Origin of the sequence: Methanobrevibacter millerae (genome assembly GCF_001477655.1) — an archaeon.
GTDB classification, from domain to species: domain Archaea; phylum Methanobacteriota; class Methanobacteria; order Methanobacteriales; family Methanobacteriaceae; genus Methanocatella; species Methanocatella millerae_A.
The window spans coordinates 487,516-511,126 of record NZ_CP011266.1 but is presented as its reverse complement, the minus strand read 5'-3'; the positions used below and the strand labels follow the sequence as shown (position 1 = coordinate 511,126).

The 23,611-nt window shown below is 31.3% G+C and carries 28 protein-coding genes; 10 read left to right on the top strand and 18 right to left on the bottom strand.

The annotated features are described in order from the left end of the window. The first annotated feature begins 204 nt into the window (after positions 1 to 204). The 4 genes from cbiM (at position 205) to SM9_RS01880 (ending at position 2,931) form a co-directional block, all read left to right on the top strand. Positions 205 to 852 carry a cobalt transporter CbiM gene (cbiM, locus tag SM9_RS01895; protein ID WP_058738532.1) on the top strand — a complete coding sequence of 216 codons (648 nt, stop codon included), beginning with the start codon at positions 205 to 207 and terminating at the stop codon, positions 850 to 852. A gap of 1 nt (position 853) precedes the next feature. Continuing rightward, complete coding sequence (locus tag SM9_RS01890) at positions 854 to 1,141, top strand: PDGLE domain-containing protein (protein ID WP_058738531.1); 288 nt, start codon at positions 854 to 856, stop codon at positions 1,139 to 1,141. Positions 1,142 to 1,244: 103 nt separating this feature from the next. Next, a complete protein-coding gene (gene cbiQ / locus SM9_RS01885; RefSeq protein WP_058738530.1) occupies positions 1,245 to 2,075 on the top strand; it encodes a cobalt ECF transporter T component CbiQ in 831 nt (276 codons plus the stop codon). A 16-nt stretch (positions 2,076 to 2,091) separates the two neighbouring features. Further along, positions 2,092 to 2,931, top strand: coding sequence for an energy-coupling factor ABC transporter ATP-binding protein (locus SM9_RS01880; protein WP_058738529.1), 840 nt, complete (start codon positions 2,092 to 2,094; stop codon positions 2,929 to 2,931). On the opposite strand, the gene SM9_RS01875 is transcribed toward SM9_RS01880, so the two are convergent. From SM9_RS01875 to feoB, 3 genes are all read right to left on the bottom strand, one after another. Then, entirely contained in the window at positions 2,928 to 3,128 is a 201-nt protein-coding gene (locus tag SM9_RS01875) for a hypothetical protein (RefSeq protein ID WP_058738528.1), read from the bottom strand. The two genes, SM9_RS01880 and SM9_RS01875, sit on opposite strands and share 4 nt — an antisense overlap. 48 nt (positions 3,129 to 3,176) lie before the next feature. Further along, a complete protein-coding gene (locus SM9_RS01870) occupies positions 3,177 to 3,404 on the bottom strand; it encodes a FeoA family protein (protein WP_058738527.1) in 228 nt (75 codons plus the stop codon). Between the two features lie 151 nt (positions 3,405 to 3,555). Next, positions 3,556 to 5,574, bottom strand: a complete 2,019-nt coding sequence (gene feoB / locus SM9_RS01865) for a ferrous iron transport protein B (RefSeq protein ID WP_058738526.1) — start codon at positions 5,572 to 5,574, stop codon at positions 3,556 to 3,558. A 726-nt stretch (positions 5,575 to 6,300) separates the two neighbouring features. Here feoB and SM9_RS01860 point away from each other — a divergent pair. Continuing rightward, positions 6,301 to 7,020 carry a DUF4012 domain-containing protein gene (locus SM9_RS01860; RefSeq protein WP_058738525.1) on the top strand — a complete coding sequence of 240 codons (720 nt, stop codon included), beginning with the start codon at positions 6,301 to 6,303 and terminating at the stop codon, positions 7,018 to 7,020. Positions 7,021 to 7,050: 30 nt separating this feature from the next. On the opposite strand, the gene SM9_RS01855 is transcribed toward SM9_RS01860, so the two are convergent. Continuing rightward, positions 7,051 to 7,938: a type II secretion system F family protein gene (locus SM9_RS01855; RefSeq protein WP_058738524.1), complete on the bottom strand. Its 888-nt coding sequence runs from the start codon at positions 7,936 to 7,938 to the stop codon at positions 7,051 to 7,053. Between the two features lie 4 nt (positions 7,939 to 7,942). Further along, entirely contained in the window at positions 7,943 to 9,376 is a 1,434-nt protein-coding gene (locus SM9_RS01850) for a CpaF family protein (protein ID WP_058738523.1), read from the bottom strand. 108 nt (positions 9,377 to 9,484) lie between these two features. Here SM9_RS01850 and SM9_RS01845 point away from each other — a divergent pair, with 108 nt between their 5' ends. Beyond that, entirely contained in the window at positions 9,485 to 10,423 is a 939-nt protein-coding gene (locus SM9_RS01845; protein ID WP_058738522.1) for a methyltransferase, read from the top strand. Positions 10,424 to 10,435: 12 nt separating this feature from the next. On the opposite strand, the gene SM9_RS01840 is transcribed toward SM9_RS01845, so the two are convergent. The 6 genes from SM9_RS01840 to pth2 form a co-directional block, all read right to left on the bottom strand. Then, complete coding sequence (locus SM9_RS01840; RefSeq protein WP_058738521.1) at positions 10,436 to 11,689, bottom strand: tripartite tricarboxylate transporter permease; 1,254 nt, start codon at positions 11,687 to 11,689, stop codon at positions 10,436 to 10,438. A 230-nt stretch (positions 11,690 to 11,919) separates the two neighbouring features. Then, positions 11,920 to 12,378, bottom strand: a complete 459-nt coding sequence (locus SM9_RS01835; RefSeq protein ID WP_058738520.1) for a MarR family winged helix-turn-helix transcriptional regulator — start codon at positions 12,376 to 12,378, stop codon at positions 11,920 to 11,922. Between the two features lie 93 nt (positions 12,379 to 12,471). Next, entirely contained in the window at positions 12,472 to 12,741 is a 270-nt protein-coding gene (locus SM9_RS01830; RefSeq protein WP_058738519.1) for an elongation factor 1-beta, read from the bottom strand. An 18-nt stretch (positions 12,742 to 12,759) separates the two neighbouring features. Then, positions 12,760 to 12,921, bottom strand: a complete 162-nt coding sequence (locus tag SM9_RS01825) for a zinc finger domain-containing protein (protein WP_058738518.1) — start codon at positions 12,919 to 12,921, stop codon at positions 12,760 to 12,762. Beyond that, positions 12,922 to 13,578 carry an amino acid kinase family protein gene (locus SM9_RS01820; protein ID WP_058740290.1) on the bottom strand — a complete coding sequence of 219 codons (657 nt, stop codon included), beginning with the start codon at positions 13,576 to 13,578 and terminating at the stop codon, positions 12,922 to 12,924. Between the two features lie 56 nt (positions 13,579 to 13,634). Continuing rightward, a complete protein-coding gene (pth2, locus tag SM9_RS01815) occupies positions 13,635 to 13,973 on the bottom strand; it encodes an aminoacyl-tRNA hydrolase (RefSeq protein ID WP_058738517.1) in 339 nt (112 codons plus the stop codon). 142 nt (positions 13,974 to 14,115) lie between these two features. On the opposite strand from pth2, the gene SM9_RS01810 reads away from it, so the two are divergent. Continuing rightward, entirely contained in the window at positions 14,116 to 15,894 is a 1,779-nt protein-coding gene (locus SM9_RS01810; protein ID WP_058738516.1) for a ribosome biogenesis/translation initiation ATPase RLI, read from the top strand. Between the two features lie 66 nt (positions 15,895 to 15,960). Here the strand turns inward: SM9_RS01810 and SM9_RS01805 are convergent, their stop codons facing one another. Genes SM9_RS01805 through radB form a run of 4 tightly spaced genes read right to left on the bottom strand, consistent with a single transcriptional unit; the run spans position 15,961 to position 19,004 of the window. Further along, positions 15,961 to 16,338, bottom strand: a complete 378-nt coding sequence (locus SM9_RS01805; RefSeq protein ID WP_058738515.1) for a putative zinc-binding protein — start codon at positions 16,336 to 16,338, stop codon at positions 15,961 to 15,963. 4 nt (positions 16,339 to 16,342) lie between these two features. After that, entirely contained in the window at positions 16,343 to 17,062 is a 720-nt protein-coding gene (locus tag SM9_RS01800; protein ID WP_058738514.1) for a DUF362 domain-containing protein, read from the bottom strand. Positions 17,063 to 17,077: 15 nt separating this feature from the next. Continuing rightward, positions 17,078 to 18,241 carry a pyridoxal phosphate-dependent aminotransferase gene (locus SM9_RS01795; protein ID WP_083495806.1) on the bottom strand — a complete coding sequence of 388 codons (1,164 nt, stop codon included), beginning with the start codon at positions 18,239 to 18,241 and terminating at the stop codon, positions 17,078 to 17,080. A gap of 58 nt (positions 18,242 to 18,299) precedes the next feature. Next, positions 18,300 to 19,004, bottom strand: a complete 705-nt coding sequence (gene radB, locus SM9_RS01790) for a DNA repair and recombination protein RadB (protein ID WP_058738513.1) — start codon at positions 19,002 to 19,004, stop codon at positions 18,300 to 18,302. 113 nt (positions 19,005 to 19,117) lie between these two features. Here radB and SM9_RS01785 point away from each other — a divergent pair, with 113 nt between their 5' ends. Beyond that, complete coding sequence (locus SM9_RS01785; RefSeq protein WP_058738512.1) at positions 19,118 to 20,719, top strand: hypothetical protein; 1,602 nt, start codon at positions 19,118 to 19,120, stop codon at positions 20,717 to 20,719. A gap of 8 nt (positions 20,720 to 20,727) precedes the next feature. Here SM9_RS01785 and SM9_RS01780 read toward each other — a convergent pair whose 3' ends face one another. After that, positions 20,728 to 21,309 carry an L-threonylcarbamoyladenylate synthase gene (locus SM9_RS01780; protein ID WP_058738511.1) on the bottom strand — a complete coding sequence of 194 codons (582 nt, stop codon included), beginning with the start codon at positions 21,307 to 21,309 and terminating at the stop codon, positions 20,728 to 20,730. A 59-nt stretch (positions 21,310 to 21,368) separates the two neighbouring features. Between SM9_RS01780 and pgsA the strand changes: the two genes are divergently transcribed. After that, positions 21,369 to 21,935 (top strand): archaetidylinositol phosphate synthase, encoded by a 567-nt coding sequence (gene pgsA / locus SM9_RS01775; protein ID WP_058738510.1) that lies wholly within the window; start codon positions 21,369 to 21,371, stop codon positions 21,933 to 21,935. After that, complete coding sequence (locus SM9_RS01770; protein WP_058738509.1) at positions 21,932 to 22,183, top strand: DUF357 domain-containing protein; 252 nt, start codon at positions 21,932 to 21,934, stop codon at positions 22,181 to 22,183. Before pgsA ends, SM9_RS01770 begins: the two co-directional genes overlap by 4 nt. A gap of 8 nt (positions 22,184 to 22,191) precedes the next feature. On the opposite strand, the gene SM9_RS01765 is transcribed toward SM9_RS01770, so the two are convergent. Both SM9_RS01765 and SM9_RS01760 read right to left on the bottom strand, forming a co-directional pair. Then, positions 22,192 to 22,830 (bottom strand): hypothetical protein, encoded by a 639-nt coding sequence (locus SM9_RS01765; protein WP_157064632.1) that lies wholly within the window; start codon positions 22,828 to 22,830, stop codon positions 22,192 to 22,194. 73 nt (positions 22,831 to 22,903) lie between these two features. Next, a complete protein-coding gene (locus SM9_RS01760; protein ID WP_058738507.1) occupies positions 22,904 to 23,608 on the bottom strand; it encodes an ABC transporter ATP-binding protein in 705 nt (234 codons plus the stop codon). Positions 23,609 to 23,611 lie beyond the last annotated feature (3 nt).

The following is a 23,611-nucleotide window of genomic DNA, read 5'->3' as shown; positions in this document are numbered from 1 at the left end:
AAAAAATTGGGTTTAAAGTATTACTTTAATAATCTTTATATAATAAAAATAGCAAATTTATCTAATATCAAGCTATAATTAAAAAAATTTATTAACTAAATTAAATAATAAGAATTTTAACTTGATATTTTATTAAATAAGTATTACTTTAAGATGTTTTTTATTTAAAATAAGTAATACTTGAAAAAATGGAGGAAAAAATAAATGCATATACCTGACGGATTTATCCCATTCTGGCAATGTGCAATATACTATATAATCTTAATCGTAGCATTATACTTTGCAAGCAAATGGGCAAGAAACAACCTTGACGAAAAACGCATACCTCTTTTAGCCGTTCTTGCAGCAGGTATTTTTGCTATTATGTCAATGAACATGCCAATTCCATTTGGAACAAGTGGACATATGGTTGGTGGTGCATTAGTAGCAATCATATTCTGTGCACCTGAAGCAGCAGTCCTCGTATTTACCGTAGTATTATTAATACAAGCATTAATATTTGGAGACGGTGGAATTACTGCACTTGGAGCAAATGTATTGAACATGGCAATCATTGGAGGATTTGTTGGTTTATACACATTTAAAGGTTTAAAAGGAAAAATTGGAATCTATGCTTCTGCAGGAATTGGAGCATGGTTAGCAACAGTAATTGCAGCATTAGCATGTGCAATTGAAATGGCAATAGCTGGAACATTCCCATTGAACGTAGGAATTGCTTCAATGGTAACATACCACATATTTATCGGTATAATTGAAGCCGTACTAACAGTAATTGTAATTATGGCTTTAGAAAAATTCAGACCAGATTTATTAGCCTGGAACAAAAATAAAATAGCAGAGGGAGGAGAATAACATGGATAAACGTGATAAAACTTTAATAATTATTGCGATTGCAGTATGTGTTGTGATTTGTTGTCTTTCCCCATTCATTGCATCAGGTGATCCTGATGGATTAGAAAAATCTGCTGAAGATGCAAGCGTACCTGAAAACAAGACAACAGAAGTAGTAGCTTCACCATTCCCCGACTACACATACGAACCTCTTGAAGTCATTGGTGAAGTTGGTGTGCTCATATTAGGTGTGCTGCTAACACTTCTCTGTGCATTGGCTGTTGGCCAAATTGTAAAAAGAAGAAGTTAAGTTGAATTGTAAAAAGAAGAAGTTTATTTAACTTCTATCTTTTTATACTATTTTTTATATAATAATTATTACTTAAAATAATAAATTTTTTTAGAGAAATAATATGGCAGATATTACAAAAGCATTGAATTTAGATGAATTAGCATCAAGAGACAGTCCAATCCACAATTTAGATGGACGAATCAAACTAATATCTGCAATTTTAATAATTGTGGTTGCTGCTTTTTCAAATAATCTTTTCATACCGATTATATTGGAAATCTTTTTATTGATAGTGCTTCGCATTGCAAAATTATCCTACATTGACTCTTTTAAAAGACTTGCTCTTTTACTTCCATTTGGTGGTGCGATAATTATATTTCAACCATTCATTCATCCAGGAAATATTTTATGGAGCTATTCCTGGTTGACGATAACTGATGTTGGACTAAACTGGGCAATTTTACTACTTACAAGAATGATTGTATCATTAACATCAATTGTGATACTATCTTCCACAAGTCCTATGCAACAGATTGTTGCTTCATTTAGAAGATTGAAGATGCCAAAAGATCTTGCAATGATTTTAAGTATAATGGTTAGATTCTTATTCGTATTTATTGATGAGCTGGCAGCAATTAGAAAATCTCAAAAATCAAGAAACTTTCACATACACTCCAAGTTAACCCCATATAAATGGAGAGTAAAGCAAGTTGGATATTCAATTGCCATGATGTTTGTAAAGTCATACGAGCAAGGTGAAAGAGTTTACAAAAGTATGATTAGTAGAGGTTATTCAGACAAGTCAGATTTATATAATGAAAAGAAATCACTAGAAAAATATGACTACATATACATTGTTACGATAATTTTATTAATCATAGTAGCAGAGATTATTTTAATCAAATATACGAATCAATTAGGATACTTTGCAGAGAACTTATCTATAAATTAATGAGGCTGGAATTAAAATGAATGAAGTACATCTTTCAACGAAAAACTTAAGTTACACTTACCCTGACGGAACCCATGCACTGAAAAATATTAACATGGATATTTACAAAGGCCAGAAAGTTGCAATAATGGGACCTAATGGTGCAGGAAAGTCCACATTGTTCTCCCATTTTAACGGATTGACCGAACCAACATCAGGACATGTTGAAGTGGATGGAAAAGCCATAAAATATGATAGAGATACACTCTTAGAAGTCAGACAAAAAGTGGGAATTGTATTTCAGGATCCTAATGACCAACTATTTGCACCGACCGTTAAAGAAGATGTTGCCTTTGGACCAATGAACTTGGGTCTTGACTATGAAGAAGTGGAAAGACGTGTTGATGAAGCATTAACTATGGTTGGAATGGAGCAATATATGGATAAAACACCACACCATTTAAGTGGAGGCCAGCAAAAAAGAGTAGCTATTGCAGGAATTATAGCTATGCGACCAGAAATAATGATACTTGATGAACCAACAGCAGGTTTAGATCCTGAAGGTGTTGAAAAAGTATTAGACATACTTGATAACTTAAACAAAGAAGGAATGAGTATTGTAATATCATCTCACGACATAGAAATGGTAAATGAATTTGCCGAAAAGATTTTTGTTTTAAATAATGGAGAAATTCTTGAAAGTGGAGACAAACATGAAATATTCTCCAATAAAGAATTATTAAAAAAAGCACATTTAAAAGCACCAATAACAACAGAGATATTATATACTCTTAAAGAAAAAGGATATAATGTTGATACAACAAAAATAAGCATTGATGAAGTTGTTGAAGAAATAATTAAAATAAAAAAAGATTAATTTGCAGATTTACGTCTTTTGAATCTGTCCTTGAGTTTTGTAATAAACTCAAATTCCTCATCCAATTGAGGATGATTACCAAATCCACAGTTAGGACAATGAACCTGATTGCAGTTATCATGTTTACCGCAACTTGAACATCCGCGGTTTTCCAGTTCATTTTCATCAAACTCAAAACCACAAACTCTACATTTCATAATAACACCGTTATTAAATAAATAAAAAAATAAAAGAAAAAATGAAGTTTATTCTACTTCAATGTTTTCAGCTTCTTCTTTACGAAGACAAATATCATAGCCTTTGATACTCATTTCGATTGGATCACCTAAAGTAGCTACTTTTTTAATGTGAATTTTAGCTCCTTTAACAAAACCCATACCTAATAAGTGTCTTCTTAAATCAATATCCCCAGTGGAGTGGTATTTTACTAGAGTTACAGTTTCACCAGGTTTTGCATCTTTTAATGTTTTCATTTTATCACCAAATTAATATATTAGAAATAATTTTTAGGTATACTAAAGTTTGTATGAAGTATTATATAAATATTTTAGTCAAACCCAAAAATTTTATGATAATTAGAAAAAATCTAATCATCACAATTCAATTTTTCTATAGATTATTCACTTATGCAAATCCAGCTAATGTACCTATATTGAATATCAAGAATGATACAATATATGCAGTTACTAAAGTAATAGCACACATAGTTAATGCCCATTTGTAACTGTTGGTTTCCTGTTTGATTGCACCGATAGCTGCGAAACATGGAGTGTATAACAAAGTAAATGCCATGAATGAGAATGCGGACAATGGAGTGAATGTACTTTGTACTAATGAAGTAATTCCTTCTTCATCGTCTTCTTCCATACCAGCTAATGTACCGAAGGTTGCAACTACAACTTCTTTAGCAGCTAAACCAGCAATAATTGCTACAGCAGCTTGCCAGAATCCAAATCCTAAAGGAGCAAATATAGGAGCAATGACCTTACCAATCATACCTAAAACACTGTCAGCAGATCCGTATTCTACACCTAATGGGAAGCTACTTAAAGCCCATAATACGATGGAACAAGCAAGAATAATAGTACCTGCTTTTCTTAAGAATCCTTTAACTTTATCCCAAGTGTGTAATAATACACCTTTTAATGATGGTACTTTATATGTTGGAAGCTCCATAACAAATGGAGTTGACATTCCTTTAAACATTGTTCTTTTAAGGATACCTGCAACGATAAGTGCTACAACAATACCTAATACATAAATTGCAAGCAACATCAATCCTTGATTCTCAGCAAAGAATGCTCCAATAAAAATAGCATAAATCGGTAATCTTGCAGTACAAGACATGAACGGAACAAGCATCATAGCAAGCATACGGTCCCCTTCATTTTCCATAGTTCTTGTTGCCATAATAGCAGGTACACCACAACCAAATCCTAAAATCATAGGAATAAATGCTTTACCGTGAAGACCAACTAATTTGTGCATTACAATATCCAATGTGAATGCAGCCCTTGCAAGGTAACCACAATCTTCTAAGATACTTAAGAACAAGAACATTAGAATAATAATAGGCAAGAATGTAAGAACTCCACCTACACCACCAATGATACCATCACAGATGAATGAAGCGAGATATTCATTTGGAATAACTCCTGCAACAGCTTCAGCAAGGGACCCGAATAATTGATCAATTGCATCTTGGAAAGGAGCACCAATTGTAAATGTTAACTGGAACATTACAAACATAATACCTAAAAATATGAAAGGAGCTAAAAGCCTGTTAGTAACAATTTTATCAATTCTATCAGTTGTTGATTCTTTTTCAACAGCAGGTTTTTTAACAGCTTCAGCAACTAAACCGTCAATAAATGCATATCTTGCATTTGCAATAACTTCTTCTGCACCCTCATTGTAAATGTCAATAAGGTGTTTGCTCACTTTGTCAACTTCCATCATGATTTTGGAACTCATGCTGGATTGTTGAACTTTTTCTATAACTATAGAATCTTTTTCTAATAACTTAATAGCAGTCCAAACGGAAGGAACATCCATTAAACTTTTATCCTGTTCAATGAGTGCTTGAAGATCAGACAAATGTCCTTTTAACTCATCACCATAAGAAAGTTTAACACTTGCGTCAATAGGTTTTGCAGCGGCTTTTTCAACGGTAGTTAATAATTCATCAAAACCGTCTTTAGTTTTCGCATTAACTTCAATTACTGGAAAACCTAATAATTCACTCATTAATTCAATATCAATTATATGTTCTTTTTTCTTAGCAAAATCGTTCATGTTAAGAGCCATTACTAAATTAGCACCTAACTCCATCATTTGAACTGTTAAATACAAATTACGTTCTAAATTAGCAGCATCTACAACATTAACTATTACATCAGAGTCATCATCTACAATAAAATCTCTTGATACGATTTCTTCCATAGAATGAGCACTTAATGCATAATTTCCCGGTAAGTCAATTATATCATATTCATAGTCACCATGTTTGAAACTACCTTCAGCCCTTTCAACAGTTTTTCCAGGCCAGTTTCCTACATGTTGGCGCATACCGGTTAATTGATTGAATACTGTAGTTTTACCCACATTAGGGTTGCCAGCTAATCCTACAATTAATTCTTTCATTAACCATTCTCCCATTTTTATTTTATGTAAAACAAGTTTATTAAGAAAAATATTCTTAATAAAACATCGATTACTTAAAAAAATCATTTTAGTTTAAGTTTCAACTAACTTTAAAATTTTATAAATTAGGCTAACCTAAACATATATATAAATTACAATTTTATATTATATAAATGTTTAGGCATACGTAAAAAAATAGAGAGACATACAATATCAATGACATGATAATCATTGACAATATATTACTTAAAACAAAAATCCAAAAATTTTAAAAAATAAATCTTATTATTGTTTTCTCAAAAAAGAAGCATAAAACCAAAATTAATCCCCTCAAACTATTTTTAATCATTAATTAACATGAAATTTAGGTTAACCTAAAAAAATGAAAAGATTTATATATGATGAAAACTTATCTATTAGTAGTGATAAAAATTAGGTAAACCTAAAATACCTAATTTGATATTACTAATGTGTTGTTTAATAAAAACAATATACTACACTCCGATTGTTATTAAATTAGTTTATCTCTCTTTCTAATTTAATAAGGCATATAACTACTCTCACGAAATTAAATATGTTTATCATATTTAATTTCACCTATTTATACCACCACATTTTACATCCAAACTCTTTATAATTAAATTAAGAAAACAACTATTTTTATACAAATTATTAAATAACAATAGGGTTAAATTTAATTATAATTAATAGTGAGAGGTAGCTATTATGGATAGGCAGAAAAAAATAATTATTGCAATAATTATTGTTATTTTAGTAGGATTGATAACAATTATTGCAGGTGCTCTTTTTTTAAATAGTGGAGGAGACTTAGCGTCAGGAAATGGAAATATTTTAGTTTGTGCAATTGATGAAAGTGAACCAAGACCTGGAATGGGTGCATGCGACATGGCTTTTGTCATAAACATACAAAATGGAGAAATAAAAAATTATACAGCAATTTATCCTCATGGAATGACACACCCTAATGCATCTGAACCTGCTGAAGCTCAAGCACAAGGTGCAGGATCAAAACTGTTGCTTCACGATTCATTCTGGAGCAGCAATAATGAAGAGTCTATGAAACTTGCAAAGGAAATTGTTGAATATCAAACTCAAATCCCAATAGATGCCGTTGTAGCGATTAACAGCAAAGGATTGGATGGAATATTAGCTGCAGCATCACCATTAAAAGTTAATGGAAGCTATGTGAATGCGAGTGGTATTGACATTATTCGTGAAGAGCAAGCAACAGGTGGAGAATCAAGAGGAGATGCTGTATTGGATATTGTAAAAGCAGTAGCTGAATCAGCAACTGATCCGAATAAAAAATCAACAATGATTAATGTTGCAATGGACCAATATTCAAAAGGAAACATTGTGATGACACCACAAGGATCTTTTGTAGGGCTGCTTGCAACAAAAGGTATTGAAAACATACTGCACTAAAAAATAACCTAATTTAATAGATGTACTCTATTAAATTTTAGGTTCCAATTTTTTAATAAATAAACCCATAAACACCACAACCATTGGAAAAAGACCCACATACATCAACATTATTATATTAGATGGTAGAATATCACCCATAACAGTAGAAGCTGCCATCAGCATAATCAACAAGATAACCGGAGCCAAAATAGCCACAAATGTATAAATCAATATGAATGAATTTAATCTCTGAGAGTAATCCTTTAGTTTGACATGCATATCAAATGATATGTCATCGGCAATTATCTCAAGACTATGAGCCAAGTTACCTCCGACACGAAGGGTTCCGACAATCTGCTGAATAGACCTTGAAAGACCTTCAGAATTAATGCGATTTGACATTTCCAAAAGAGCACTTTCCATTGATTGGCCATAGCGCACATGTTCCAAAACTCTTGTTAATTCCCGGGAAAATGATCCATAATTTGCATTGGCAACGGTAAGCAATGTATCCTGCAGACCTTTTCCAGATTTAAGTTCAATTCCCATATGGCGCAATGCATATGGCAACTCCTGATTTAAATCACCATAAGCTCTTTTCTGTTTCAGTTGAGGATAAATCTTTAAAAAAACATATAGCATAAACATTGAAACCATGAAAATCAATGATATTTCCAATCCTAAAAAAATCAAAAGAATCATTGCAATTAATGACAAAACAAATACAACTTTTTTAGTAATGAATAATTCTAAAAAAGAAATTCTCATTTCATCAAAAGAGTTGTTTTCATCTTTAATATTCTGAATTTGTGAAATATCAAAAGCCAATGACTGTTCTTTTTTATTAAAATCTAATGATGGAAATTTAAAGTTAATAATGAAATTATAAATTATTAAAACAACATTTCCAACATTGACAAATAGTTTATCAAGCATTGAATCACTGTCCTTTGATAATCTGACTTAAAACATTTTGAGGATTTTTGTAATACAATTCCAATACCGCCTGAACACCCTCAACCGAACGAATATTCTTATTAATCATGTGCTCCAAAACCAATTGACGATTTCCAATTTCTTTATATAAATCATTTAATGTCTGTCCGGTTAATTTAGCTATTTCTGTTAATGTTTTTGAAGCGATACTGACATTTTCTATTTTATCCGATTCAGGATTCCATTCAAATATCTTATTCAGTTGAACCGTACCCTCTTCAATGCCAACAACTTCTGCAACTTCACTGATTCTTCTATATGACACCCCATCAGGACGATAAATTCTATTTTGCATAATAATAAAATCAATAGCTGTTATCATAATTTCAGGAACAGACATTGGATCATTAGTTAGCCTTGTAATTGTTTCTCTTGCATCATTTGAATGCAATGTTCCAAAACCTGAATGTCCAGTATTTAATGCAGTAAATAATGTTATAGCCTCATTTGCACGAACTTCTCCCACAATTATACGGTCAGGCCTTTGCCTCAATGAGTTTTTAACAAGATCATTCATCGTCAGTTCTCCACGATTTTCTGTATTAGATGGTCTTGTTTCCATCCTTATCACATGTTCATGAGGAATTTGAAGCTCCAATGTATCCTCTATTGTAATAATCCTCTCTTTCGGATTAATCAAAGCAGTCAATGCATTCAATGTTGTAGTCTTACCTGAACTTGTTCCTCCAGAGATAATAGCATTAGCTGATTTAACGCCCAAACCATCAAAACATAACCATAAGAATGCAGCAAGTTCAATAGATATCGTATTGAATTTAATTAAATCAACTATAGTTAAAGGGTCTTTTTTGAATTTACGAATAGTCAATGAAGGGCCATCAGCAGAAACAGGAGGAATAGTTGCATTTATTCTTGACCCATCCCTTAGTCTACCATCAAGTATAGGTGATTCCTGGTCTATTCTCCTGTTGATTTGTCTTGCCATTACATCAATAAGGTCTATCAATTCCTCTTCATCCCTAAATACAATATTCGTTTTCATCATACCGTATTTCCTGTGATATACAAAAACGGGCTTGTTTATGCCAATTATCATTATCTCTTCCAAATCATCATCATGAACTAACGGATCTATCTGACCATATCCAACTATATCCTGAAGCAATTTCTGAGCAAGCGAATCAACATATTCATTTGACACATTATCTGATTCAAAAGAGAGTCTGGAAAGTAAAAAATTTTTAATGTCTTTCAGTAATTTATTTTCATCAAGCTGGAAATTCTCACCAGTAGAAATTGCTAAATCAACAAGATTTTCTCGGATTTCTACTAAAAGAGCTTCCTCCTGAGGAGTATATTTCTGTTTAAATACTTCGTAAGTCTGTATTAGATTATTGGTATTTTTTACTTGATTCATGTAATCACCGTTTTTGAAAATATTTTGTAAAAATAGATTAGTATTACTTATTAATAAATTTTTATTACGAGTGAAATTATAATTATGAAGTAAAATCAATATAAGAACATGAAAGGAAAATGTGGCTGCGGAAAAAATTGTTATACAGACTTTGAAAATTTAGATGAAAAAATTGAAAAATTGCATGAATGCAAAAATTGTGAAGATATTCAAATCAAGAAATTTAGTCCATTAAAAGAGGTTATCGATTTTAATGAATTAACTGGAGATTATAAAAAATGCATTTGCGGCAAAAGACCAATCGACATTGTTATGAGCCATATACTAAAAATAATGATTGAAGAAAATATTGCTCCAGAAAATGCTTCACTTCGTCGAAACAGCCCAGTTCCCTTAAGTGAATTCTATTACAGCAGCTTAAATCCACAGTTCATCAATGAAAAATCATTAATTTTATTACATCCAGATTTCAACAATGAAATAGCCAAAATATTAATTAATGAAGTTCCAGAAGTAAAAGGAGTTCTAAAGGGAAGTCCTCAGGATACTGTTGGACAACTTAATAAAAATAGCGAAATCAATCATTTTGAATTGCTCGAAGGCTGTGACGTGCAGACAAATGTTATGAGAACAATACTTGGAGATAAAATAATAATCAACAAGCATCAAAGCAAACACCACATCGAAGTTGCTCCAACAACAGAATCAAAGTTAATTAAGCTTCACAACTATCTGGATAACAATGACATCAAAACCGGTACTGCAATCGATGCAATGTGCGGCAGTGGCGCCATAGGAACATACCTGTTAAAATATGGATTTAAAAAGGTAATTTTTAATGATATTTATCCTGAAGCCATTGATAATTTAAAAGAAACATTAAAAGTTAATAAAGTTAATGGAGATTATGAAATATACAACGAGGCTTTTGAAGATTTAAAAGTCGAAAAAGTTGATTTATGCGTAATTGATGCATTTCCAAATGATGATGCAGAAGAAATAATAAAAAAAGCAGAAAAAATAGCAGATAATGTTTTAATTATCTGAAATCCATTTTTTCTACAAAAACATCTGCATATATATAATAATGGCGGGAATAATCAAAACTCCCATCAGATGAGATTTACCAACACCCAAATAATGAGGCAGCATTCCCATAGCGGTTGATGTTATTAAAGCTAAAATCATATACCACAAAGGTGCCTCATAATAGAATATGAAAATAAATAAGATTACTATTTGAAGCAATATAACCCCTATTGAAAGTTTTTTATAATCAACATTGCCCATCAGTTTAGAAAATGAGTCACCTACTTTCAATGCCAAAACCAATGATACTGATACTGCAAGAAGTGAAGCAAAAATATAAATTATCAAATGGTTTAAAGTCATCTGTGAAATAAGATAAGACATGTAAACCGCAATTCCACTTCTAGGATTACCAATAATGTAAATCGCCATCAATGAAAAAAGACAATCCGAAATGTTCAGCCCAGAAGTAGCAAGCAAAAAATTAACTGTATCATCGTCATCATTATCACTGGCTCCGCTGGCGGCCTGTGCAATAACTGTTCCCTGAGCCGGTCCGAAACCTGGTAAAAATCCCAAAATAGCACCAGTGATGCCTCCTGCAAAAATACTTTTGAACTTATTTAAATCAATATCCAAATCATAAAAGGAATTTTGATGTGGAAGTGTGGAATTGTCATTTAAACTAAATAAAATTGTACTTATTCCAAATAAGCCCGAAAAGGTACACATTAATGTGACACCTGAAGATATGGGAGTTTGAAAAATCGCCCAGCCCAAAATTCCTGAAAGTACAAACAGAAGCAATGACCATAAAAAGTCCCTGTGAGTGCTTGTAAGAGAATAAATTAAATAAATAGAAGCAAAAAGTAAGATCATCCATGTAAATGGCTTCGACACTTCATGCAACATTGGCAAAACAATATTGAAAACAGGAAGCATCAATATTGTAACAATAATAGCACCAAATCCTCCGACACACACAATCCTTATAACCTCTTTTGCACGGCCCTGCAATACCATCCTATGTCCTGGAAGAATTGATGTGGCCGTTCCTTCTTCGGGAACACCTAAAAGCATTGAGGGAACAAATTCAATTAACGCATGTGCAATTGACATTGCAACCATCAGCACACAAAGAAATTCAGGACTTAAAAAAGTCAGCAAAAATGTAGATGAAGCAAAAAGTATTGCTCCTGCCGTATTGACATGAATTCCCGGCACCATTCCTGTTGTTGTACCAATCAATATTCCTATAAAACATGCAATTACTAATTCAAACATAGGTATTTGATAAGTCAAAATACTTTTTAAAGCTTGTTGAAGTCACTTAAAAAAATTGATTTAAGTTAATAATATTTATATATAGATATACACAAAATATATACAAGAGGTGATGATATGATTACATGTTCAGTGTGCGGATGTTTAAATGACCCATCAAATATGGTTTGTGAAGAATGCGGATCTGACCTGATTGATGAAACAGAATATTATGAATTATATGGCGATGATTAGAAATTTTTTCTGTTAAACAATAAAGATTTCATAGATAATTTAGAAAGTGAATCCATTAATTCACTATGAGTTAAATCTAGTTCTTCACAAATCATCGCATCCCATTCAAGCTCTTTTTCTTCCAAAAATCTGGCAGTTTTTAATCCTTTATCAGTTAGCGTAGTAATATATTCTCGTTTATTATTAGGATTTATTTTACGTTCAATAAGTCCTTTCTTTTCAAAATCTGAAAATGCTCTTGACACACCACTGCGATTCATAAAGCATGCTTTTGCAATGTCTGACTGATTGACATTAGGTTCATAATAAAGAAGCATAAACATATAATATTGAGAATAAGTTATTTCGGTTTCTTTAAGAAATTGCTTTAAATAGTAATCATGAGTTTCCTTAAGTGAAATTAAATGATTTAAAATGAATGGTGAATTATTTATAATATCTTCATAATTTTTCATATTATCACAGACAATAATATGAAATTTCTCATATATAAATGTTGCTTAATGCAACAGTTTGTTTTAATAAAAATAAAAAAAGATTTGAAAGATCTACATTAATCTTCCAATACCAGTAATTTCAATACTAGCTACGTCATCTAAACCAGAGATGAATTCTTCTGTAGATTCAGTTCCACCTTCACCATCTTCAATAGTGAAGTTTAAGATTAAAGCTACTAAACCAAAAGCGATTGGTTCTTCAGTAATATTTTGGAATTCAGCATCTTCCGGTAATCCATTTTGAATAGTTTCTTTTAATGCTTCTAAGTCTACTTCAGGACTTTCAGGCATAATTTTCATAGTTGCTAATACATCTGCCATATAAATTCCTCCATTTATCTAAGGACCTTCAAATCCACATTCACATTTGTAAGCGTGACCAAAGGTACGACATTTTTCACATCTTGCGATTTTAGCTCCACATTCTGGGCATTCGAATTCAACAAATGGTCCAGTTAATGGAATTTCTTGTTTGCATGAAATACATTCTACTTCTTTCATCTAATCACCTGTTATTAGTGTGTAATCGAAATTGTAATCATTTATATTATCATCTATAAGAGATAAGACCCTTTCAGGATACATTCCATTTACAACATAACAATTAGTCCCGAATTCAATTAATAGAGAAGGCAACATTAAATCAATTGATGACTCTTCAAAAGTTAGCAGTTTTTTTGCATCAATTTTATCAATAAATTTTGAACCTTCCTCACTTGGTTCTCGGGTATATATACCATTTACATTTGTTACTATTAAAAGGTTTGCATTTAAAAGGTGTGAAATATATGCAGCAATGGAATCAGAAGTGACATCCCATGAGCATTCAAAAGGATCTTCTTTTTTTAAGAAATCAGAAACGACAAAAATTGGTGTTAAATTTTTATCAGATACTTTTTGAGCCTCATCAATAGAATAAACTAATCTAGCAGATTCAACCTTATCATTAACCAATTTTGCAATTATATCCATACAATCAATTGCAGTATAATGAGTTACTTCACTAGAAAAAGTTAAATTTGAGTCATATTTGCGAATAAGATTTGCAAATTCACCACCACCCAAAATAATTAATGAATTAGTATTTTTAAGTTTTTTTGCCAATTCTATCGCATTTTCCGGAAATAAGCTACCGCCAATTTTTACAACCTGCTTTATGATAATGATCACACCCACATTTAATTAAAAATAGCTATAATTAAACCAATAATCAATTATAAAAGTTTTAAATCACCGGTCACTTCATCAATAATTTCATCCTCATCAGGGCCGATTCCCAAAACCGTAACGGATGATGTAGGTATTTGAGTCCTTCCAGCATCAACTACAAGATAATATGAAATATTTCTTTGAGCAATCTGCTTTTTAATTTCCAATAATTCATCTAAAGAGCCCACTTTACAAACAACTTTAGCATAAGCCTCATTTTCCCATTTTTTAATTTTTTCAGGAGAGGTTCTTTTATAAGCCCCAATAGATCCATGACAACATTGGGCTGCAATCTTACCTTTACCCATTTTTAAATCTGTTCTAACGACCATTACCTGTTTCATAAAATCACTTTAAACTATGATGATTAATTATTATTATTTTTATTTAATTTAATATAAATTTTATCTAAAATATTAAAGTTTAAAAATTATTAAATACATAATTTTATTATTAATAATTATTTTTTAATTTAAGGAGATAACAATGACTCGTATTTCAATACTTGACAAGGACAGATGTCAACCAAAAAAATGTGATTATCTTTGTATTAATTACTGTCCTGGTGTTAGGATGGATGAAGACACCATAGTTATTGACGAAGATACTAAAAAACCTTTAATATCAGAACAGTTATGTGAAGGTTGTGGTATTTGTACAAACAGATGCCCATTTGATGCAATCAGTATTATTAACTTACCAGAAGCCGTTGGTGAACCTATCCACAGATTTGGTCAAAACCAATTTGAATTATTCGGACTTCCAAATTTAGAAGAAGGAACTGTTTTAGGGCTTTTAGGGCCAAACGGTATCGGTAAGTCAACGATAATGAATATATTATCTGGAAACTTAATTCCAAACTTTGGAGACTTTGAAAACCCACAGGAAAATTGGGATAAAGTAATTGAATATTATAAAGGTTCAGCACTTCAAAGTTACTTCTCAAAATTATCCAATGGCGAAATAAAAGCTATTTTAAAACCACAAATGGTAGACCAGTTACCAAAAGTTGTTAAAGGTAAAGTAAAAGACCTGCTTGAAAATGTGAATGAAAGAGGCAAACTTGACTATGTCTGCACAGAGTTACAACTTGAAAATGTTTTAGACAGAAAAATGGAAAACCTGAGTGGTGGAGAACTTCAAAGAGTTGCAATAGCTGCTACAGTATTAAGAGAAGGGGATTTCTATTACTTCGACGAACCTACATCATGGTTAGATGTATCCCAGAGATTGAATGCTGTTAAAGTAATAAGATCACTTGCAGAAGAAGGAAAAAGTGTTTTGGTTATTGAACACGATTTAGCAACCCTTGACGCATTGTCAGACAATGTCCACATATTATATGGTACTCCTGGAGGATACGGTGTTGTATCCGGGAGAAAAGGTGTGAGAATTGGTATTAATGCATATATTAATGGATTTTTAACTGAAGAAAATGTAAGAATCAGAAGAAATCCTATTGAATTTACAATAAGGCCACCAACACCTGAAGATGAAGGAGATGCCCTTGCAAGTTATTCAGATATTTCCAAAGATTATGATGGATTTAAATTAAGTGCGGACGCAGGTGACATATTTTATGATGAAATTGTAACTGCATTCGGATCAAACGGTATCGGTAAGACCACTTTCGCTAAAATGCTAGCTGGCGTTGAAAAGCCAACTACCGGAGAAGTTGATGAAGAGGTTACAATAGCTTACAAGCCACAATACTTAGTTAGTGACTTTGAAGGTAGCGTAAGTGACTTTTTATACATGAATGCACCTAGTTACGGCAGTAAAATATTTGAAAGTGAAATAATGATACCGTTTGCACTTGATGACATGCTGGAAAAACAGGTTTCAAAATTAAGTGGTGGGGAACTTCAAAGATTAGCAATAGCTGCAACATTATCAAAAGATGCTGAAATTTATTTATTCGATGAACCGACAGCATTTTTAGATGTGGAACAAAGGCTTGTTGCTGCAAGAGTTATCCGCAAAATGGTTGAAAGCAGAAATGCAGCATCACTTATTGTAGACCACGATATTGTATTTATCGATTACATTTCAGATAGAGCAATGGTATTTAACGGTACACCGGGTCTTGAAGGTCATGCATCAAAACCAACAGATTTAAGAACATCCATGAACGAATTTTTAGGAAATCTAAACATTACTTTCAGACGTGATAAAGAAACAAAACGTCCAAGAGTAAACAAACTGGACAGTTATTTGGATCGTGAACAAAAAGAAAAAGGCGAATATTACTATTTATCCGATTAGAATTCATATTCTAATCATTAACCACACCAATTTAAAAATAAAATAGAAAAGAAAAAATTATTTTTCTTAAATATGCTTCAATTCACTTAATATGAATCTTTTTAATACTTTAACTGCTTCTTCACCATCATTATCCAATCTTATGGAATCATTAGGATTTAAATTAAATGCTTTAACAACAGTCTCAGCATCAATATTCTTTACCACATCAACATCCTTCTCTTTTAAAATTGTTGAAACACAGTCATCAGCACATCCGGTAATTGATACAATTTTTGCATCATCAAGTATTGGTGAACAGGTATTTGGCTGAGCAGAATATTCTGTGATGCATGCCGCTACAATATTTTCATTATCCAATGCCAATTCAACAGTAGCTGCCCTTACAACCAAACCCAATGGACTTAATCCACTACAAGAAACCAAAGCTATTTTATCATCCATATTACTACCTCACTTTTTTTCTATCATATCTTTTTTTGACTTTATCATAACCCCTCTTGAAGAAAGGACAAAGCAGTACACATTTGCTGCAACCTTCCTTATGGGCAGTACAAACTTTCCTTTTTACTTTTCCATCCTCATCAAATGCATTTTCAGGACACCTATCAATGCAAACACCACAGGTCGAACAAAAATCTTCAACCCACAACATATCATTTTCTTTTTTATAAGGTAAATTTTTTATTGATGTTTTAATCATGAAAAGACCTAAATTAATACCCTCTTTAAACATACACATGTTATTTCTTGTTATGACACATTCATTGGACTGCATTGCAATAGACCTTAAGCTGACAGTATCATCCAAAGGATGAATCAAATCAGCTTCAAAATCATTTTTCCTTAAAAAATCAACAATATCAAATGTTCTATGTCCAAAATCCTGAAATTCCTTATCTTCCAGTACTGTCTTTTCCTTTGACGGTTTCATCTTTAAAATATCTTCAGACATTTCATATTTTAAAATAAGTATATTATCCCAGTCAATATCCCACATACCCTTAAAATCATCAGACAATTTGGAATAGCTAACACCAACGAAGCCTTTATTTAGGATAAATTCTTCCAGTTCATTCAATAAATCTTCAGAAATAGTAGTTAAAGGATTGATTGGATTTTCAACTTTAAAAAAATTAGGAATGGGATGATGATATCTAAATCGCATATCATTAACCCTCGATTATTTTTGTCTTAATGCTTCTATAGCTTTTGGGAATTCTTCACAAAATATTTCAATTTCTTCAGTTGGAATAGAGAAACTGATACGCAAATACTTATCTCCAAACAATTCAGAAGTATATTCACCTTCCCTTGCAAAAATTCCGCGTTTAAATAAATAATTTGATAATTCTTTAGGATTGATTCCGGCACCAGAAACATCAACTGCCATCATGTTAGCATCAGACGGATAAACAGGCAAAAATACGCCATCAATTTCATCAATCATCTCTTTGATTAATTTTTGATTGGTGAATGAAATATCACGAATTTTATCTTCCCATTCATCTTTAGATTTTAAACCTGCAATTGCACCGTATTGTGCTATGATATTAACACCCAAATCATTTACAACCGCATTTTTAATAACATCTATAATAGCTTTTGATGAAACTACACTTCCAATTCTTAAACCAGCCATTCCAAATATCTTAGAAAAGCTGTAAATTGTTAATGTTTGACCTGGAGCATAATCTTCTGCAGAAAAATGTTGTCTTGCAAAATCTTTATAAGTTACATCATGTAATAAGTATAAATCGTTTTCAATAGCTATTTCGGCAAATTCTTTTAATTCGTCTTCTGTGTATGCGGAACCTAACGGATTTAATGGATCAATTAAAATTACCATTTTTGTATTTTCATCCATGTTTTCCCTTAACAATTTTGGAGTTAATTTATATCCGCATTCCTCGTTATAAATTGGAACATACCTAACTTCATTTGCAAAACGGTTTGCGAAATCTCCAATGATAAAGTAACCTGGATCGGATAAGACAACATTGTCATCAGGTTCAAGTAATGCTTGCATACATAAATATAAAGATTCTGTCGCCCCCGCAGTCAAAAGTACTTCACAATTTTTTACATTCAAATCGTCTAAAATCAACTGTCTAAGTTCTGAAAAACCTTCTGGAGGAGGGTACTTAGAATATTCTTTTTCCATAACACAACTTGCCATTGCATCAGCTATAATGTCTCCGTGAAGGTGATTTGTATTTTGACCCATCCAAATCATATCTTTATCCATGAATACATCTTCAAAAAAATCATTTGAAGAGTCATATCCTTCAGGAGGTACCCTTTCAGTCTTTTTAAATTTTTTCTTAGGGTTCTTTATATCGTTCATAATATCACATGTAAACTACAAAGTAAATATTTATTTTAAGTTATTTATAAAATTAATGCTAATTAATCCCACGAGAATTAATTCGGAAAACGGCTTGCCGACCTTCACCAATACTTCGATGGCGTTTTAATGTGGCGATTCTCTGATTTGTTTCTTCACCACGCTCCAATTGAATTATGACTTTGCTCCAATATTGAAGTACCATACCTCCAACAGCACGTATATCATTATTTCCTTCATCATCAAATGCATTATATATTTGATTGGTAACGATAACGGCAATGTCAAAAGACCGGGCTATTTTTGAAAGAATTCCCATTTGTTTACCCAATTCCTTATTTAATCGGGATGATTTCATATCATCCACACGATATAGTGCTACGGCAGAATCCAAAATAAATATATCAGTATCTGCATGGTTCTTTCTAAGCCACAATTCAATAGCTCCGATGTTTTCACCTTGTTCCTGAAAAGTAGTTGGTTCAAAAACCATTATATTATTAGCAACTTGTGAAAAATCACTGCCTGCAATTTGTTTAATTCTATCAATTGAAATTCCACCTTCAGTATCCATATAAATAGCTTTTTTACCTGATTTGGCAACATTAACTGCCAAACACAAAGCAATATTACTTTTACCAGAACTTGGAGGACCAAAAATTTGGGTTACAGTACCTTTTTCAAATCCCCCGTTTAATAAATTATCGATACTTGAATTTGTTGGAATCTTATGATTATCCTCAAAGTTAGCTAATACTTTCATAATAAACCATTTGTTTTTCTAAAATATATAAATTGACACTAAAAAGTTACCAAATCTTTATAAGTAAAATTTTATTAAAGCAATAAACACCCCGAAAACGAGGTGAAAATTTAATGAAAAGAAAGGTTATAACTTTATTTATTTCAATAATAGCAATTATGTCATGCATAACATTAGCATCAGCGTACAATAATACAAATGAATTAATGATGATGGAAACTGATCCATATGCTGAAGAAGAAAATAAATTAGGAAATATTGAAAATTCACCAAAAAATGAAAGTGACAGAATTGGTGAAAATGTAGAATCAACAGACAAAGGAATTAATAATGAAGGTTATTTGAATATATCATTTAATGATGGATATAATGGATATTGTATTAACAAAGGACAGGCAGGAGCAAAAATTGGAGATGGATTTACAGTAAAAGATACATCTGCAGCAATAAACAATAACAACAAAAATGAAATCGGGAACTATTTAAAAATTTTATTTGTAGAATTTTATGATTACATAATTAAAAATCCAAGAGAGACTCAAAAAATAATCTGGTCATTTTCAGATGATTACAAATACGGAGATAAAGAAATAATAAATGAAATAAAAAATATCGCAAAATCAGGTAGGGTTATATCAGATCATGGTGAGGAAAAAATAATCAACAATACAACGAAAGTAATATTTGATTTTGAAGTTCTTGATTCTGATAAAAAAGGAGCTCAAAACTTTTTTGGATATAAATTAACCTATAAAAATATCCTGAATAATATTCTCGGAGATAAAAATGATAATACTAATAATGAAACTATAAAAAACGAAACAATACCAGAAAAACCAGAAAACAACACAACAGAAAACGAAACAATACCAGAAAAACCAGAAAACAACACAACAGAAAACAATAACACAACAGAAAACGAAACAATACCAGAAAAACCAGAAAACAACACAACAGAAAACGAAACAATACCAGAAAACAACACAACAGAAAACGAAACAATACCAGAAAACAACACAACAGAAAACGAAACAATACCAGAAAAACCAGAAAATGAAACAATAAAAAACGAAACAATACCAGAAAACAACACAACAGAAAACAACAACACAACACAAGAAAAACCAGAAAATGAAACAATAAAGAACGAAACAATACCAGAAAACAACACAACAGAAAACAACAACACAACACAAGAAAAACCAGAAAATGAAACAATAAAAAACGAAACAATACCAGAAAACAACACAACAGAAAACAACACAACAGAAAACAACACAACAGAAAACAACACAACAGAAAACAACAACACAACACAAGAAAAACCAGAAAATGAAACAATAAAAAACGAAACAATACCAGAAAACAACACAACAGAAAACAACAACACAACACAAGAAAAACCAGAAAATGAAACAATAAAAAACGAAACAATACCAGAAAACCACACAACAGAAAACAACAACACAACACAAGAAAAACCAGAAAATGAAACAATAAAAAACGAAACAATACCAGAAAACAACACAACAGAAAACAGTTATGAAACAATTTATACAATACCTGTTAATAATTCAACAGAAACTAATTTAACAGACATAAATGAAAAAAATCAGCAAGAAGATATTGATATTCAAAAATCAACTGGAAATCCATTACTCATACTATTAATTTTACTTGGAATAATTGGATTTTGTCCATTAAAAAGAGATTAATTCTCTTTTTATCTTCTTATAAATTTTGGTTGTGGTGTTGTTAAATCCACAATAGTTGATGCATTTTTAGAATCTAAAGGTCCGACATCAATTACCAAATCAACATCACGACCCAATTGATCAATAATTTCTTTAGGAGTAGACAATACTTCCTCATCAGATAAATTAGCGCTTGTGGTGGTTATTGGAAACAAGCTTGCCAATTTACATGCAATCTCATTTTTAGGAACTCTTACTCCAACATGCGGCAAACCACTAGTTACAACTCTTGGAATAATAGAATTTTTATTTAATATAAAAGTATATGGTCCGGGCAGGTATTTTTCTAAAGTATTTTTTTGATATAATGAAACTTTTGCAACCAAATCTATCGCATCGGTATCTGAAACCAAAATAGATAATGGTTTTAATAAATTTCTTTGCTTTATACCAAAAACATTGCGAACAGCCTTATTGTTGAATATATTAGCACCTAATCCATAGACCGTGTCTGTAGGATATATGATAACTCCACCATTAGCCAACACATCAATGGCTTCATTAATTACATGTTCATCAGGTGCTGCATTATCAGTTTTTAATATTTTCATTTTTAATAATCCTTGATTTTTAAATAATTATATATGATAATTTCTTAATATATTTAAGTATGCTTGAAAGTCTAAGACCATTATTAACAAAAATATTGAATCCGCTTGCACGAAATTTGAATATTAATCCAAACATTGTAACAGTGATTTCTCCATTTATTGCTATTTTAGCAGCATATGGATTTGCCAACCATTTATTGCTTCTGGGATGCGTAGCTATCCTACTTTCCGGATTTTTAGATGTTGTTGATGGTGCTGTTGCAAGATATCATAATAGATCATCTAAATTTGGAGCATTTCTTGATTCAACAATGGACCGTTTTGCAGATGCAATTATTTATATTGGTATAATATTTGGTGGATATTGCGATTGGTTTATAGGAGTTTTAGCAATCCATTCTGCAATTACTGTAAGTTATGTTCGTGCTAGAGCAGAATCTCAAGGTGTAGACTGTAGTGTTGGAATAGCTGAAAGGGCTGTTCGTATGATTATATTAATGGTTGGTGCATTAATAGGACACTTTACACAGCCAATTTACTTTACTTATGTAATCATAATCCTTGTAATTTTATCATATATTACTGTTGGACAAAGAATTTATCATGTTTGGAAGGCGTTGAAATGAGTGATTTGGAAAGTGCAGAAAAAATAGCTAAAGATATTCAGAAATTGGAAAGAAATTTAAATCAGGTTGCTCACATTGAGTTTACAGGAAAAGAAAAAGAAGTATATGACAGGGCTGTTGATTATTGGAATGATTCAAAATACTACCTTGAAAAAAAAGATATGAGAACAGCATTCGGATGCATTGAATATTCACACGGATTGCTTGATGCACTAAGAATCATCCACGATACAATTGATGATTACTAAAAAAAGAATTATTTAAATAATGAACTAAAAAATGAAAGTATCATATTTAATAGATTATTTAAAAAATTTTCTGAAGAATATAACTCGATAGTTTGATTACTTAAATTTAAAAAATTAACATTTAAAAATAAATTATTATTTTTTATTGACGTAATTACATCTATTATATTATTATCCTCATTTAAGTGATTATTTGAAGAATTTTTAAAACTCTGATTTAAAGTAAAGAAAAAATTTCTATTATTAATATTTAAAGAATAATCCTCAAAGTTTAAAGACAAATCAATAAAATTATACATTCCTTTATTTTCATCCGTTTTAACTGATACTTCTAAAGTTGGAAAATCACTGGAATAACTTCCTGAAAAATTTAAATAAGAAACATCCTCTGAAACAGAAGAATTGGCATTATTAGAATTACTGTAAAGATAATCTGGATAAAAAAACCCAAAACTACCATTTAAATTATCGGCAGGAGACTTTATATTATAACTCCCATTAGAATTACTTGGATTAATGGAATCAATAGAACTATCTGAAATTTCATTAACATCATCTGCTACAGTTTCATTAGCAGCACTGACTGCAGATATTGAAAAAATAACAAGGACAAAAAATAGGACAATAGCCAAATATTTGATATTCAATTTTTCCACCCCATAATATAATAGTATTTTATGCATTAAATACTTTACATCATCCTTATAAAAAATGTGGAAATTAATCCACATTTATCTTATCATCCAAAAGAGAATTTTCACCAGCATTAACAAGTTTACCATCCAAAACTTCAATAGTTCTGTCTGCAAGTTTAGCCACATCCATATCATGTGTGACAATTATCAATGTTACATTTTGGGATCTGTGCAAATCAATTAATTGCTTAAGGATTTTAGTACTTGTCTTTGAATCAAGTGATCCTGTTGGTTCATCAGCCAATATAATTGAAGGATCATTTGCAAGTGCACGTGCAATAGCAACCCTTTGCCGTTCACCACCAGATAATTTTGATGGCTTTTGTGATGCCTTATCTCGAAGACCCACAATATCAAGCAAATCCAATGCTTTGACCCTCATTTCACTATTGGACAATTTGGAGGTGAACATTGGAATTTCTATGTTTTCAACGACGGATAAATTTGGAATCAGATTATGTAACTGAAAAATAAAACCAATTTTTTTGGCCCGGAATTCATTTAATTTTTTATTTGAAATCAAATCGTATCCCGCAACATTAATTGAACCGGAATCCGGCAGGTCAAGTGCACCAAGCATGTTCAATAATGTTGACTTACCTGAACCTGAAGGCCCTATTATTGATACAAATTCTCCTTCACCAATTGTTAAATCAATACCATTTAAAGCCTTAATATGGCCATTTTCATATGTTTTAACCAAATTATTAATTTCAACAACATTATCCATAAA

Excerpts from the sequence above, each read along its gene's own strand:
- SM9_RS01855 (WP_058738524.1), bottom strand. The coding sequence starts at position 7,938 with ATGCTTGATAAACTATTTGTCAATGTTGGAAATGTTGTTTTAATAATT.
- cbiM (WP_058738532.1), top strand. The coding sequence starts at position 205 with ATGCATATACCTGACGGATTTATCCCATTCTGGCAATGTGCAATATAC.
- SM9_RS01800 (WP_058738514.1), bottom strand. The coding sequence starts at position 17,062 with ATGCGATTTAGATATCATCATCCCATTCCTAATTTTTTTAAAGTTGAA.
- SM9_RS01880 (WP_058738529.1), top strand. The coding sequence starts at position 2,092 with ATGAATGAAGTACATCTTTCAACGAAAAACTTAAGTTACACTTACCCT.
- SM9_RS01835 (WP_058738520.1), bottom strand. The coding sequence starts at position 12,378 with ATGAAAAATTATGAAGATATTATAAATAATTCACCATTCATTTTAAAT.
- SM9_RS01845 (WP_058738522.1), top strand. The coding sequence starts at position 9,485 with ATGAAAGGAAAATGTGGCTGCGGAAAAAATTGTTATACAGACTTTGAA.
- SM9_RS01780 (WP_058738511.1), bottom strand. The coding sequence starts at position 21,309 with ATGAAAATATTAAAAACTGATAATGCAGCACCTGATGAACATGTAATT.
- SM9_RS01795 (WP_083495806.1), bottom strand. The coding sequence starts at position 18,241 with ATGAACGATATAAAGAACCCTAAGAAAAAATTTAAAAAGACTGAAAGG.
- SM9_RS01805 (WP_058738515.1), bottom strand. The coding sequence starts at position 16,338 with ATGGATGATAAAATAGCTTTGGTTTCTTGTAGTGGATTAAGTCCATTG.
- pth2 (WP_058738517.1), bottom strand. The coding sequence starts at position 13,973 with ATGAAACAGGTAATGGTCGTTAGAACAGATTTAAAAATGGGTAAAGGT.
- SM9_RS01840 (WP_058738521.1), bottom strand. The coding sequence starts at position 11,689 with ATGTTTGAATTAGTAATTGCATGTTTTATAGGAATATTGATTGGTACA.
- SM9_RS01825 (WP_058738518.1), bottom strand. The coding sequence starts at position 12,921 with ATGAAAGAAGTAGAATGTATTTCATGCAAACAAGAAATTCCATTAACT.
- cbiQ (WP_058738530.1), top strand. The coding sequence starts at position 1,245 with ATGGCAGATATTACAAAAGCATTGAATTTAGATGAATTAGCATCAAGA.
- SM9_RS01770 (WP_058738509.1), top strand. The coding sequence starts at position 21,932 with ATGAGTGATTTGGAAAGTGCAGAAAAAATAGCTAAAGATATTCAGAAA.
- SM9_RS01830 (WP_058738519.1), bottom strand. The coding sequence starts at position 12,741 with ATGGCAGATGTATTAGCAACTATGAAAATTATGCCTGAAAGTCCTGAA.
- SM9_RS01785 (WP_058738512.1), top strand. The coding sequence starts at position 19,118 with ATGAAAAGAAAGGTTATAACTTTATTTATTTCAATAATAGCAATTATG.
- SM9_RS01870 (WP_058738527.1), bottom strand. The coding sequence starts at position 3,404 with ATGAAAACATTAAAAGATGCAAAACCTGGTGAAACTGTAACTCTAGTA.
- feoB (WP_058738526.1), bottom strand. The coding sequence starts at position 5,574 with ATGAAAGAATTAATTGTAGGATTAGCTGGCAACCCTAATGTGGGTAAA.
- SM9_RS01890 (WP_058738531.1), top strand. The coding sequence starts at position 854 with ATGGATAAACGTGATAAAACTTTAATAATTATTGCGATTGCAGTATGT.
- SM9_RS01850 (WP_058738523.1), bottom strand. The coding sequence starts at position 9,376 with ATGAATCAAGTAAAAAATACCAATAATCTAATACAGACTTACGAAGTA.
- radB (WP_058738513.1), bottom strand. The coding sequence starts at position 19,004 with ATGAAAGTATTAGCTAACTTTGAGGATAATCATAAGATTCCAACAAAT.
- SM9_RS01860 (WP_058738525.1), top strand. The coding sequence starts at position 6,301 with ATGGATAGGCAGAAAAAAATAATTATTGCAATAATTATTGTTATTTTA.
- pgsA (WP_058738510.1), top strand. The coding sequence starts at position 21,369 with ATGCTTGAAAGTCTAAGACCATTATTAACAAAAATATTGAATCCGCTT.
- SM9_RS01760 (WP_058738507.1), bottom strand. The coding sequence starts at position 23,608 with ATGGATAATGTTGTTGAAATTAATAATTTGGTTAAAACATATGAAAAT.
- SM9_RS01810 (WP_058738516.1), top strand. The coding sequence starts at position 14,116 with ATGACTCGTATTTCAATACTTGACAAGGACAGATGTCAACCAAAAAAA.
- SM9_RS01875 (WP_058738528.1), bottom strand. The coding sequence starts at position 3,128 with ATGAAATGTAGAGTTTGTGGTTTTGAGTTTGATGAAAATGAACTGGAA.